Source organism: Paenibacillus sp. FSL R7-0048 (assembly GCF_038004505.1).
GTDB lineage: Bacteria > Bacillota > Bacilli > Paenibacillales > Paenibacillaceae > Paenibacillus_AQ > Paenibacillus_AQ odorifer.
In genome coordinates this window covers 2,338,886-2,353,123 of sequence record NZ_JBBORF010000001.1, presented here as the reverse complement: position 1 = coordinate 2,353,123, position 14,238 = coordinate 2,338,886, and the positions used below count along the sequence as shown (strand labels likewise).

The 14,238-nt window shown below is 44.7% G+C and carries 7 protein-coding genes; 5 read left to right on the top strand and 2 right to left on the bottom strand.

Annotated elements, in window-relative coordinates:
- The first annotated feature begins 13 nt into the window (after positions 1-13).
- From NSQ91_RS10210 to NSQ91_RS10190, 5 genes are all read left to right on the top strand, one after another.
- A complete protein-coding gene (locus tag NSQ91_RS10210) occupies positions 14-2,359 on the top strand; it encodes a helix-turn-helix domain-containing protein (protein WP_076184310.1) in 2,346 nt (781 codons plus the stop codon).
- A 109-nt stretch (positions 2,360-2,468) separates the two neighbouring features.
- Positions 2,469-3,923 carry a GDSL-type esterase/lipase family protein gene (locus NSQ91_RS10205; protein WP_076304402.1) on the top strand — a complete coding sequence of 485 codons (1,455 nt, stop codon included), beginning with the start codon at positions 2,469-2,471 and terminating at the stop codon, positions 3,921-3,923.
- Positions 3,924-3,936: 13 nt separating this feature from the next.
- A complete protein-coding gene (locus NSQ91_RS10200; RefSeq protein WP_076184308.1) occupies positions 3,937-5,037 on the top strand; it encodes a mandelate racemase/muconate lactonizing enzyme family protein in 1,101 nt (366 codons plus the stop codon).
- 17 nt (positions 5,038-5,054) lie between these two features.
- Positions 5,055-5,897 carry a sugar phosphate isomerase/epimerase family protein gene (locus NSQ91_RS10195; RefSeq protein WP_076301282.1) on the top strand — a complete coding sequence of 281 codons (843 nt, stop codon included), beginning with the start codon at positions 5,055-5,057 and terminating at the stop codon, positions 5,895-5,897.
- Between the two features lie 152 nt (positions 5,898-6,049).
- Positions 6,050-7,210: a glycosyltransferase family 4 protein gene (locus NSQ91_RS10190; RefSeq protein WP_076304401.1), complete on the top strand. Its 1,161-nt coding sequence runs from the start codon at positions 6,050-6,052 to the stop codon at positions 7,208-7,210.
- Here NSQ91_RS10190 and NSQ91_RS10185 read toward each other — a convergent pair.
- Both NSQ91_RS10185 and NSQ91_RS10180 read right to left on the bottom strand, forming a co-directional pair.
- A complete protein-coding gene (locus tag NSQ91_RS10185) occupies positions 7,182-7,646 on the bottom strand; it encodes a DUF2269 family protein (protein WP_232061246.1) in 465 nt (154 codons plus the stop codon). The two genes, NSQ91_RS10190 and NSQ91_RS10185, sit on opposite strands and share 29 nt — an antisense overlap.
- A 149-nt stretch (positions 7,647-7,795) precedes the next feature.
- On the bottom strand, positions 7,796-13,984 hold the full coding sequence (locus tag NSQ91_RS10180) for a rhamnogalacturonan lyase family protein (protein WP_305953693.1): 6,189 nt from the start codon (positions 13,982-13,984) through the stop codon (positions 7,796-7,798).
- Between the last annotated feature and the right edge of the window lie 254 nt (positions 13,985-14,238).

Here is a 14,238-nt window from a genome sequence, read left to right as displayed (position 1 = left end):
GGTGCTGAGTCCCGTGAGACCATTAAGCTTTTTAAGTAAATTAACGATTTTTGCCTTTGTAATTAGCACGTTGCCGGTGATATTCATCGGTTCTTTTTCCTATTTCACATCATCTAATGAGATCCAAAAGAACGTAAACAACAGTAAAATGGAACTTATATTACAAATCACCTCAAATGTAGAACATAAGTTAACAACTGTCAATCAAACATTAAACCAAGTGATCAACTCTAGTGTATTAAAAAAAGCACTAAATAACCCTTTAAGTGAAACCGATTTCATTTTATATAATGATTTAAGAAACGAAATCCGTAATATGCAATCCTTCGATACGAAACTTGAGGATGTCATCCTGCTCAATCAGCAGCAGAACTGGATGATCAAAAATTCAGGCGTCTACCGTCTGAATGAATACAAAAACCACGCGCAACTCTCTAATCTAATGAATATAGCTGACGATACTTCATGGATTTTGAATCCATCGTCCTTATTTTATAGCGAGGAGAGCATTAACGTCACTGGCTGCAATTACAGCATCAGTCTTATCAAAAAGCTTCCCACCAATAAGCTGCAAAAATATGGGCTTGCCCTAGCTAATATTCCGGTCTGCAGTCTTCAGGATTTCATTAATTCAGATGTGCAGCCACTCGATGACATTATCGTTCTGGATCAAGCTGGCCGCTTCCTGCTCCATCCGGATACCAGCTTAATCGGAAAACCTAAAGAGCAAGGCGGATTTAAAGAAGTCCCTTTAATCTCTGATCCTTCTAAACAATCCGGACAGTTCAAGACTGTGATTAATAAAAAGAATTACTCCGTCACTTTCATGCGTTCTCAGTTAAATGGCTGGGTTTATCTATCGGTTACTTCTATGGAAAGCTTGACGAAGGAGTCCAATAAAATCGGGATGTTTACGATAATCGTGTGCACCATTATGCTCTTGTTCTCCATTCTTCTAGCATGGATCGGTTCCAGACGTATGTACACCCCTATCGAAAGACTGCTTAATCAGATGGGCCAACGCAAACCGGATATTAAATCGAGACATCGCAATGAATTTCAGATTATAGGAGAACAAGTTCATTCTTTGTTCCAATCCAAATCACAGCTGGAAAAAGAAGTCCGGCAACACTTTCAGCAGGTTCGTACATTTTTTCTGATCAATGCCTTCCACGGCAATGTTAAGAAACGTGATTTGCTCGAAGAATTAGGGCAATTCGGCTACCAAACCCAGCTTGAAGAATGGAAAACCATGGCAGTAATTACGTTGTCTATTGATTATGCCGAGGATTCCAGCTATGAGAAAAAAGATCTCAGCCTCTTATTGTTCGCTGCCCACAATATGATCGAAGAGTTAATCTGTCCTGAACAACGGCTGGCTCCAGTGATCATGGACCATGCGGTAGTCGTATTATTGGGCAGTCCAGACTGCGATACCCAGTCTTTTCATAAGACACTGTATTCGTTAACGGAGAAGCTGCAGCAAGAAATAAATAATTATCTAAAGGTGCAGGTGAGTATTGGGCTGAGCCTGCCCTTCAACGCCTTCGATAAACTAGCCATCGCCTACAGAGAAGGTCTTGAAGCACTGAAGCATCGCATTAAGCTTGGCAAAGGCGTTATTATTCAATATGAGAACATTAACTCCGGCAAACATTATCTGAACTTGAACTACCCTACGCATAAAGAAAACGATCTAATGGATGCGATCAAGCTGGCTGAAACGGATAAAGCCAAGGAACTGATTCATTTGCTTTTTAAATCTATCTTTGCCCTTGAGCTTTCACCACAGGAATATCAAATCCCGTTGACCCGCTTACTCAATAACTTGCTCATTATGATGCAGGAATCGGGCATTAGCTTAAATCAGATCTATCATGCTAATGGCTCTATTTTTGAGGAATTACATGACCTTCATACCGTGGCTGAGATTGAGGATTGGTTCTGGAGCATGGTCATTTACCCGATGATCAAAATTTTTATCAGCAGGCAAAATGCCCAATACCAAAACATCTCTGAGAAAATCATTGATCTGATCCAACATGAATATGATACGGATCTAACCTTGGAAGAATGCGCTTCACGGCTGCATTACAACGCCAACTATATCAGCAGTGTCTTCCGTAAGGAGACCCAATACTATTTCAGCGAATATTTAACGATGTACCGATTTAAAATGGCGAAAAAATGGCTGCAGGAAACCGATATGCCGATCAAAGATATTGCAGCCAAATTAAGATACAACAATTCTCAAAATTTCATTCGATCTTTCCGTAAACAGGAAGGGATGACCCCTGGACAGTACCGGGATAACAACACAGGCACTAAATCCAAACCAACATTTGACGAATCTATGTAAAAATCACAAAAAAATCGTTCAAGGCCGAATCTAAAAAAAAGAGTCTCTCTTTTTTTCGGAAAATATGTTAACGTGTGCATATAACCATTTAGGGAGGAATTTGAACGCAATGTTGAACTTTCGTCTAAATACTAACCGTGTAGAACAAGATGCGATTTCTCAGGAAACCTCACTACTCACCCTCTATCCGCTCGAGACGGATCACCCCCGTCCTTTTATATTGGTATTGCCTGGTGGAGGTTATCAGCACTTAGCCAAACATGAAGGAGAACCTGTGGCTCAATGGCTAAACAGTCTAGGTATTCATGCAGGTGTACTAGATTATCAGGTCGGAGATTTCAACGTCACTTCTTTGTTAAATGATGTTGAGGAAGCTCTCAAATGGATTAGGGAAGCACCCAAAGCTTGGAATGTGATCTCAGACAAAGTAGGGATGATTGGATTCTCGGCAGGAGGACACTTAGCTTCTATCTTTTCTACCACTAGAGCAGAGAAACCAAACCTTCTTCTGTTAGGTTACCCTGTAATCACTTTCCAAGAGCCCCATTCCCACAAGGGAAGTCGGCTACATTTTCTTGGAGACAACCCATCACAAACGGAGCTTGACTCCTTTTCCTCAGAAGCCCAGGTGGATTCACTCACACCTCCAACCTTTATCTGGACAACAGCGAACGATGCCAGCGTTCCCGTGGAGAATAGTCTGTTGTTCGCCTCTGCCCTGTCCAATCAGGGAATTCCTTTTGAATTACATATCTTTGAAGAAGGGCGGCATGGTTTAGGGCTTGCAAAAGAACACCCTCATTGCCAGCAATGGCTTTCCCTTGCTGAGAATTGGTTAAGGGAACGCCAATACGTTAAAGGAGAAGAAGACCTTATGAGACAACAACTATTTATTGCAGGCGATTCCACTGCGGCCATTAAAGGCGCTGGAGAAAAACCTATGACCGGCTGGGGAGAATACCTGCAAAGTTATTTTCGGACTTCTATTCAAATCCAGAATCGTGCAATTAATGGTCGAAGCACCAAATCGTTCATAACAGACGGCCGCCTCGATGCTATCAGAAAAGACTTCCAACCCGGCGACTACCTGTTTATTCAATTTGGACATAACGATGAGAAAAAAGAGGATCCATTACGTTACACCGATCCTGAAACCGAATATCGCCATAATCTCATTCAATATATAGATGCTGCTAGGCAGCTAGGGGGGACTCCGGTTCTGTTAACCTCTGTAAGTCGCCGCCGCTTTAACGCCGATGGAGAGCTGGACCCGTTTGCTGTAGGTGCTTATCCCGAGGTAATGAGACAAGTGGCTGAAGAAACGCACACTCCGCTACTTGATATTTTCGCAGCCTCGCAAGCGCTCTATCGTTCATTAGGCGAAGAGGAATCCAAGAAGTTATTCATGCATTTGCCAGCGAAAACACATCCTAATTACCCAAATGGGGTTACGGATGATACTCATTTCTCAGATGAAGGTGCCCGGGAAATTGCTAAACTTGTGGTTCAAGCTCTTAAACAAAATACAGCCTCATCTCTATCAAACTTACAACAACTTTTATAAGGAGTGATCCAAGATGTCTCTAATTAAAGAAGTTATTACGGAGTACTATCGTATCCCTTTGCCAGAAATCATGGAGGATGCTAAACATGGCTTGCATACTCATTTTGAAGTTCCCATTGTCAAAATTAGAACGGATGACGGTCGTGAAGGTGTAGGTTATACCTATACTGGCGGATTTGGCGGCAAAGCGATCTGCTCACTAATTGCTAATGAATTAACACATATCTTAGTTGGCAAAGACGCCAGCTGTGTGGAAAGTATCTGGGAGCGGATGAACTGGGGAATACATTATGTTGCTCGCGGGGGCTTGGCTAGCTTCGCCATTGCGGCATGTGACATTGCGTTATGGGATTTACGTGCAAAGAAAGCAGATGAACCTCTCTACAAACTTCTGGGTGGCGCAAGCAATGAGGTCAAATGTTATGGTGGAGCGATTGATTTAAACTTCCCATTAGAAAAGCTCCTGCGCAACAATCAAAAATACTTAGATATGGGCCTCCAGGCTGTCAAAATTAAACTAGGCCAAAAAACATTAGCTGAAGATGTGGAACGAGTGGCTGCGGTACGCCAATTGGTCGGCCCGGATGTAGCCTTTATGGTCGATGCCAATATGAGCTGGAGTGTGGAAAAAGCGATAAAAGCCGCACGTGAATTTTTGAAATACGACATTCTCTTTTTAGAAGAACCAACGATTCCGGAAGATTATGCCGGCTATGCACGGATTGCTGAAGAAACAGGAATGGCCGTTGCAGGCGGAGAGAACTTGCGCACATTAACCGAATTCCATCACATGCTGCAATATGGTCATGTTGATTTTCCTCAACCTGATGCTTCCAATATAGGCGGAATTACGGGCTGGTTAAAGGTAGCTCACTTAACACAAGCCTATAACCTTTCCGTTTCCACACATGGAATGCAGGAATTGCACGTTAGTTTGTTAGCAGCTATGCCAAATGCAGGTTATCTCGAAATGCATAGCTTCCCTATCGATCAATACACTACACGTCCGCTAGTGATTAATAAAGACAATGGGATGGCAGTTGCGCCAGAAGTAACGGGCACTGGTGTTACCTTTGACTGGGACAAATTAGCACCTCACAAACAACAATACTAATAGGAGCGATCGATCATATGAGCATTCCCCTTCAACTAGGTGTTCGAGCACATGATTTCACACAAGTTCCATTGCAAGAGTTAATTGAGAAGATTAAGTCCTATCATTTCACTCATATCCAGTTCGCACTTAAGAAATCTTTTCCTGATAGTGCCCCTAGCCTGACGGCTATAAGCCCTGGAACAGCCAGCTATTATGGCAATGCCTTTAGACAGGCAGGTATTCAGATTGCGGTTCTGGGCTGCTATGTAAATATTGTAGACACCGATCCTCACAAACGGGCGCAAGCGTTAGCCGCATTTAATACCCATCTGCGCTTGGCCCGGGATTTCGGCGCTAGTCTGGTAGGTACGGAAACCGGAAGTGTGGGACTTGGGTATACCACAGATAATTTTACAGAAGAAGCCTTCCAAGAGGTGGTGGCATCAGTTAAGGCCATGGTGGCGGAGGCCGAACGTTTTGGTGTGACGGTAGGAATCGAAGCAGGACTTCATCATCCGCTGTACACCGCGCCCTTAACCCGCCGACTTCTGGATGAAGTCCCTTCTAACAATCTTCAGGTCATATTGGATTGCGCAAATCTAATGTCGCCTACAAATTACTTGCATCAAGAAGCTATTATTACGGAGGCTTTGAAGCTTCTAGGAAATCGAATTGCTGTCATTCATTTAAAAGACTTTATCGTCCAAGAAGGAGCCATAAAAATAGTCCCTGTAGGTCAAGGGTGGCTAGAGTTTGAGCCGATCCTTCGTTATATGAAATATGAACGTCCTCATATTCAAGGAATCCTGGAAAGCACTCCTGAGTCACATTTAGGAGAAAGCATTACCTTTTTGCAACAGATATACGAATCCTTGTAGGGCTTCATCCCATTAAAACTAATAAATCCACTGCACACCTCTTTATCTTACCTGGTGCAGTGGATTTTTATATTCTGTTTAACATCCGTTTGACCTCCATCAAATAATCGCCTGTTATGATCAGGGCATCAAGAGTACCTGGGAGGGGTTCCATGCGTCTTGCTTTATTCACGGACACATTTCTTCCGCAAACCAACGGAGTTTCACGTACGCTTCAACGATTAACCACCCATTTGAAAGAGCGCGGTATTGAACATCTGCTTTTCTCACCAAAATCTGCTCCTGAAGACAGTTATGCCGATCCCATACGTCCCATTACCAGCATCCCCTTTTTCTTATACCCTGAATGTAGACTCGCACTGCCCAATATGTCCTCTATCCAATCAGAGCTGAAAGCTTTTCGTCCCGATCTGCTTCATATGGCAACTCCGTTCAATATCGGTCTCTGCGGCCTTCGTTATGCGCGCAAACATGATCTGCCCCATGTCGCCTCCTATCATACCCATTTTGACCGCTATCTTGAATATTACCGGATGAAAAAAATCGCTCCGCTCTATTGGAAATACATGAAGTGGTTTCACCGCTCCTGTGATGCCACCTTTGCACCATCCTACGAAACCCTCGATTCCCTCCAAGCTCAAGGCTTTCATCGCCTGAAGCTATGGTCCAGAGGCATCGACTGCCAGCAGTATACCCCCAAAAAACGCAGCCATGAGGTCCGTGAGCGCTACGGAATTACCGCACCGTTACTGCTTCTATATGTGGGAAGAATCGCCCCTGAAAAAGATATACAGACGCTTGCTCTCGCCATGCAGCAATTGCCCGAATCTACGCAATCTCAGGTTCATTGGCTGGTCGTTGGAGACGGTCCCCTTCTGCCGGAAATGCGGGCACAGGCGCCGCATAATGTCACGTTTACAGGCTATAAACATGGTGACGAGCTTGCCCAATTATATGCCTCCGCAGATCTGTTCATCTTCCCTTCCAGTACAGAAACCTTCGGTAATGTTGTCTTAGAGGCTATGGCCTCAGGACTGCCTGTCCTCGCAGTAAATGAAGGTGGGGTGAAGGATCTGGTCACACCCGGCCGCACAGGAATGATTGTCGAGCCCCGCTGCCCGGATGCTTTTATTCGTGAGATTTGTGCATATGTAGAGCACCCTCAAAAGCTAGCTGCTATGGGGCATGAAGGTCGACAGCTGGCACTCGGCCGCTCTTGGGAGAATATTTTTGATGGACTCATCCGCGATTATGAAGAGATCATTGAGAATAGGCGTTATGATCTTATACCGGCTTTACTACCATTAATATAATAATGACGATAGTAAGTACATGAACCGCCGCTTCTAGCGGAGCGATCTTGTTCATAGCGGTAGTATAACCATCAGGAATTTCTTCCCCTTCGCTGGTCATTACGAGCTGGGTTAGCTTTTTCAATCGGGGCTCAACCATTCCAATAATAATCACTTCGATCACGATAAAAAATAATAACGACAGATTTAACCACAACACCGACAAGCCCATTTTATCTATGATCATTAACAAAATACCTGTAACGATCAGGGTGATCCCACCTGTCTTAGGGAATCTGTTTATTTTCTTCATAAGACCAAATACAAAACGAAGCTGACTACCTGTCTTGGCTGAGCTTGTCAGTATTGGCAGCACAAAAGCTGGTCCAATTCCCACTATGGATGCTATAACATGTATAACTACCACAAGCTTTGAGATCATATGCGTCAAATCCATATTTACAATCCCCCCTATCATTCGTTGTTTAGATTCATATGAGGCTGTTAGGAGAATTAGTCTTGCAGAATCCTTTAAATCTTAGATAATCTAAAAAAAGCGCCTAGCCGGATATCACCGACTTAGGCGCTTTTTTAACAAATATTCACTTATTTTACCGTAACTTTCATGATCGCACTCTCATTTACCCCTTGATCATTCAACAGTTCAGCCCGGTATTCATAGACGCCTGGAGAACGGTTAGTGATAGAAGTAGAAGCCGTTTGTGCGTTTGGGGTGCCCGCTGTTAAAGTCTGAGTATCGATCAGTATTCCGTTCTCATACAAGCGATACTCATTGCCGTTCATCCCCCACCATAAATTCATGGTCACTTTATACTCTCCATCGCCATCCCAGTTGTCATTGGACAACACCGGCTTAGCTGGTGCAGCATCCTGCACGATAACCACATGAGCAGCAGACACCGTTGTGCCAAAAGAATTGGTTAACTCAGCCGTATAGGTGTAGGTTCCGTTTTCTTTTCCGGTAATATTAGTCACTGCAGTCTGTGCAGCTGGGGAATCATCACGTAAGGTTTGCGTGTCGATTAAGGCACCGTTCTCATATAGCTTGTAGACCGTACCATTATTGCCCCACCACATATTCATTGTGATTTGGTAATCCCCGTCCAAAAGTCCTGTATCCTGCCCATTATTATTGGATAGAACCCATTGCCCCGGAACACCTGTAGCCTTCTGAGGTCCACTTACGAACACAATCACTTGTTCTGTCGTCGAAAGTCCAGCGTTATTAATGGCTGTTGCGATGAACGTATGCGCTCCCGCAAGCCCTGTGAGTGGAATCTCATCTCCATAAACGACAGGTTTACCATCAAAGGTAATATCCAGACTGCGAATGCCAGACTCTGGATCTTCCGCTACGACCTGCACCTTCAATACATCCGTTTCACTCATTTGAGCAGAAGGTAAACCAGAAATCGTAGGTGGTGTAGTATCTTCAGTTTCTCCCGGTGAGCCTACATATTGAATTTTTGGAGCCGCTGGTTGTTCCATCCCTTCACCAAGAAAGAATCCAGGGTGCGGAGGTTGATTATAGCCTACATTTTGCCAAGCTACTGCCAGGCGGTAGATCGGATCATGCATCAATGTGCGAATACGATAATCTGTCATATCCGTTGTTGTGTAGATCCGTAGTTCAGAACTGTCCGTTGCCCGCCAGATCACTTCTTCACGCCAATCCCCGAACAGATCTGCCTGCAAGCTTGGATTCGCCTTGGTGCCATTATTTGAAGAAGCACCTACAGCCGTCAATAAGTTAACCGTTGTCTGGTTGGTATAGTCCCACTTATCCACTCGATTCGCATCCAGTAATTCACGTAAAAGATCACTATCCCACCAAATACCAAAATTCGTGGAGGAAGGCAGTTTTTTAGTGATTAGTTCCCCTTGCGCACTGTATAGGCCCGTAACAGGTATATGCTCCTCATTGGTGATCGTTGCAGCCCATACCTCTTCGCCAGCATATCGCGGATCAATATCTGCTGACATTCCCCGTCCAGTATCAATCCCCGTGAATACACCCCATAATATTTCTCCTGTAGCTGCATCACGCATTTCAATCCCATACTTCGAATCGGTATGCTCATGAACATCAAAGACTTCCAGCCCGGGTCTGGTAGGATCAAGGTCCCCGAAATGAATTGCATCACCATGGCCAAGCTTTGTATTATACAGCGGCAATCCGTCATCGTCGATTGCCATCGCGCCGAAGGTTATTTCGTCCTTGCCGTCGCCGTCCACATCGCCTACAGAAAGATTGTGGTTTCCTTGACCAACATAGTCTCCATATCCTTCATCATTAGAATCGAAACGCCATACTTTCTCGAGCTTGCCCTCGCGATAATTGTAAGCTGCAAGTACGGTTCTAGTATAATAACCGCGGCTAAAAATCACGCTTGGCTGCTCGCCGTCTAAATAAGCTACAGCTGCCAAAAAGCGGTCTACACGGTTACCATAGGTATCCCCCCAAGCGCCAACATCTCCACGTGGCGGATCATAATCAACGGTATCCAATGCCCGGCCTGTTGCCCCTTCGAACACAGTTAAATATTCATTGCCCAGCAGCACATAACCCGAACTGTTACGATAGTCTGCACTGGCATTGCCGATGACTTTTCCTTGACCGTCCACTGTGCCATCTGCCGTCTTGATCATAATTTCGGCACGTCCATCACTATCCAGATCATATACCAGGAATGGAGAATAGTGTGCGCCGGCACGAATATTAGGCCCTAAATTAATCCGCCATAAGCGAGTTCCATCTAATTTATAAGCGTCCATATAGACAAGTCCAGTATACCCAGCTTGAGAGTTATCCTTGCTGTTCGAAGGTGACCACAACATGATGATTTCATATACACCATCACCGTCCAAATCACCTACACTTGCATCTCCCGCACTATACGTATACGGTTGACCATCCTTGGTGTAATCATCTGCTGGCTTTTGCAAAGGGATCGATAGATATTGCTTCTGCCATACGCTGAATGGTTCCGAAGCAGATTTCTCGACTCCATTGATTACTGATGTGATTCTATATTTGGCATCCTCCGTGCCTTTAGTATCGAGATAGTTCGTGTTTTGAGTAATCAACGAATCATTAAGTTTCTTATCGCCACGATACAGATTGAATCCTATCGTTTCCGGATCCAGACCTAACATCCGCCAGCTGATATAAACACCCTCATCTGTCTTAACCGCTACAGGCGCACGATCCAGCGCCTCCATCTTCCGGTATAATGTTGTCACCGCTGAGGTTTCCAACGTAGCGGATAGATCAGAGATGCCGCCTGCATTTACCGAGGCTACTTTGTAATAGTAAGGAATGGTAGTCAGAACGGTCGTGTCTGTGTACGAAGCTTCGAATGATTTGCCGATCAGGATGAACTCACTGTCTGCGGATTTCGCACGATAAATGTTGAACATCCGTGCATCCGGTACCTCATTCCAAGTAAAGGTCACATCATTTTTGTTCGTAGATTGTACAGCTAGACCACTAGGTACGGCTGCTTTTGCTACGGAGGGGTCAATCATAGACACTTTTAGCGCATTGGAGCCTACGGATTCCAGTCCCGTGCTGTCGACCGAAGTTACCGTATAGATATATTCCATACCAATATCCGCAGTGGTATCTGTGTAGAGCGGCTCTGTTGTCTCGCCCAGCAGCTCTGCACTATTCGCAACCGTAGCCTGACGATATACACGGTATTTCAGCGCACTCTCCATACTATCCCAAGAAAGATTAGCTGTGATAGGCTCACTGTTTAAATCCAGGCTACCCAGTTTCAGATTCGTTGGGGCTAATAATAACGGTGTGATCTCCAGCCCATTGAGATGAGCGGTTGTGCCACTAAAGACAAGATTCATCTGCCCGTCTTTGACAGCAATCTGGTTATACAGCTTCTCAGCAATATTTTCCTTACCTGAGGAGACTGTTCCGTAATCTTTGCCTTCAATGGCTACATTCGTCTTGGCAGATCCAATCCAATCTCCTGTATAGGTCTTAACAGAATAATAACCATTGGGTAAATCAACTTTGAATTCATACGATCCTCCAAAATAAATCACAAAATCTCTGCGCAGATCGTCCGTCGCATTTCCCCGATCCCGATCAATCATCCCTGCACTCGAGGTCAAACCATATCCACGTTCTGGGGTATACAGGACATTCACATTCACTTCCGTATAACCCGCAGCAACGGGTGAACCAACAGGTCCAAAATCATAACGATACTGGGCGGATTTCGTAGTCAGCTTCACTTCATCTGAAGGCTCAGACTCTCCTAGCCCGTTCACTGCAGTCACTCTTACCGAGTAGCTTTGACCTTCAACCAACCCGCTTAATGTCAATGAAGGGACAGTTGAAGTTCCCGCTAATGTATAAGCAGATTCGGCTTCTGCCGCTAGCTTACGATAGATTTTATAGATATCTGTACCTTCTACTTTATTCCATTTCAGTACTGCACCTGCATTACTGATACTCCCAGCTACAAGACCTTCAGGCTTCACAGGCACCGTTTCCGGCTGTTTGATGTCCTGCACAAAGCTGGAGAGTGGAATATTTAATTCCCCTATTCCTTTGGCCAGCAGACGGGCCATTTGAATGGCTCCGTACTCTTGAAAGTGAGTATCGTCTGTCGAGCCATTTGGGAAAGCACCATATATCCCTGCATCGAGGTGAAGGAATACAGAGCGTGTAGCTGCAAAACCGATAGAATTGTAAAAAGCTACACTGAGTGCGCTAAGATCGACCAAATCAACATCAAGTTCACTTGCTACCTCTTTCATAGCCTGCACATATTCTGGAAAGCTCACATTGAATTTTTCGCTCGCAGCATTATAATCTCTGCGCCCCATGGGGGTCACCAGAATCGGAGTTGCTCCTCTTTGCCTAGCTCCATTGACATATGTTTTTAAATAAACTTTGTAATCGGCTGGAGAAGCATATCGGTCTGGAACGCTAATCGTTGCGTCATTATGACCAAACTGGATCAGGAAATAATCACCCGGTTGGATCTTACGCAGCACTTCATCCAGCCTTCCCTCGACAATAAATGACTTAGAGCTGCGTCCTCCGATAGCGTGATTCTTAAACGTTACTTCCTCGCTAAAGAAATCAGGAATCATTTGTCCCCAGCCTGCCTGTGGTATCCAATAAGGATCATAAGTCTGCACGGTTGAATCACCCGCAATATAAACCGTTGGCAATTCATTAGCAGGACGGTCTGGCTGCTTAGTAATCACCAGTGCATTGATATTAGGCTTAGTGCCAGAGAACACCAAGTTCATTTGTCCATCCACCAAAGCGATGTCAAAGCTCATTTCCAAATACTGGCCTGCTGTTTTGCTCGTCAGTTGAACTTTTTGAATGGATTCGACTTTGATGCCAATCTCTGTATCTCCGGCGCTGTCACCAGCGATAAGTGACACTGTATAATCGCCATTCGGTAAATCTACATTAAAAGTTGCATCCTTAGGGACCACAAAATCTGATCGCAAAGGATCTGAGGTTCCTCGGTCTACCCCAGTTACTTTCGATATATCTGTAAATCCATATTTAACCTCAGAGGAATAAGATACCCCTGCATCTACCTTAAGATAACCTTCAGCCACAGCACCCGGGCCAAAATCAAAGGAATAAACATCCCCTTCTGGCAAAGTTCCAGGAGGCGAATACACAGCGCTTTCCACCTTGTTAGATAGCTCTGATTCGCCTTGGTCATTGGCTGCCTTCACCCCATAATATTGCCGTTTTGAGGTGTCCGCTGAGGCATCCGTAAATGTCGTCTTCTCTGACTGACCAATCTCATGGAATGTTCCATCTGCTGAATCAGACCTTAAGATCGTATAGCGGCTAGCTCCAGCCACACTGTTCCAATTCAGTTGAACAGAACTTACACCGACACTGACAATTGAAAGACCGGTTGGTGCTGCGGGAACCTCTACCCCCGGAATTTTGTCTACGGTCACAGATGCGCTCAAAGCAGACTCCTCACCCTTTCCATTTACAGCTGACACATTGTAAATGTAACCACTCCCTTCATTTACATCTGAATCCACGTAGCTGTTAGCAGCAGCTTGACCTATGGCTTGAAGGGTTCCACTAGGAAGAACCGTTCGATAAATATTGTAATAGACTGCTTCTGTCACGCTGCTCCAGTCTAGAGATACCTCAGTGGGAGTGATATTATGAACCACTAATCCCTCAGGGGCTTTCAATGGACCTGGTACAATCTGCTGAATAATTAGTCCATTTAAATATCCGCCAACCCCTGTACCCGTAATGCCGACGGTCAGTTGACCATCTTGAACAGTCGTCCGGTAGGTAGCTTGATTTACAGCTTGCTTGCTGCTTATCGACCCAGCCGTGCTACCTTCCAAAGTAATCGTAGTTTTGGTTGTACTTGTACCCGCTAGTAAATCTCCTGAGTATACAGTCACATCGTAATCCCCATTAGGAAGATCCACCAAAAAAGAATAGGACAGTCCCAATACAAAATCGTTGGTCATATCGTCTCCACCCGAGCGATTCCTCGAAGCAACCGCCTGATCTAAACCATACCCTAGCTCATTCGTATATAATTCAGATTCATGCACGCCTGTATAACCACTCATAACAGGACTTGTTGCTGTTCCAAAATCATATTGCAAGGTTATTGGGCCTGAAGCTGCACTGGCCTGTTGCCCCCCAAATGTTGTAGATGGAAGTATTGATGAACAAATGAAGATCCACGACAATAACACCATAAATATTTTATTTCCAAGTTTATTCCTCTTCATCTTCCGTGCTTCACCCGCTTTCTTATGATTGAAAGAACTTAGTACGCATCTAGCCCCGTTGTAGTAAACGCTTACAATAAGCTTCGTTGTCATTCGTTCTTCAAATATAAGTTCACTTCGTGCGCGTATCCCCTCCTCTTTGCTCAGGCAGCTGGATGGTAGCTGATTCCAGTTTCACTCATATCCAACACGATACTACCACCTAAGTGTCACTCTGAACATTTAAAAAACAGATTTTATCATACACTAAACCG

Coding starts and splice junctions, on each gene's coding strand:
- NSQ91_RS10190 (WP_076304401.1), top strand. CDS start 6,050: ATGCGTCTTGCTTTATTCACGGACACATTTCTTCCGCAAACCAACGGA.
- NSQ91_RS10195 (WP_076301282.1), top strand. CDS start 5,055: ATGAGCATTCCCCTTCAACTAGGTGTTCGAGCACATGATTTCACACAA.
- NSQ91_RS10185 (WP_232061246.1), bottom strand. CDS start 7,646: ATGGATTTGACGCATATGATCTCAAAGCTTGTGGTAGTTATACATGTT.
- NSQ91_RS10180 (WP_305953693.1), bottom strand. CDS start 13,984: ATGAAGAGGAATAAACTTGGAAATAAAATATTTATGGTGTTATTGTCG.
- NSQ91_RS10200 (WP_076184308.1), top strand. CDS start 3,937: ATGTCTCTAATTAAAGAAGTTATTACGGAGTACTATCGTATCCCTTTG.
- NSQ91_RS10205 (WP_076304402.1), top strand. CDS start 2,469: ATGTTGAACTTTCGTCTAAATACTAACCGTGTAGAACAAGATGCGATT.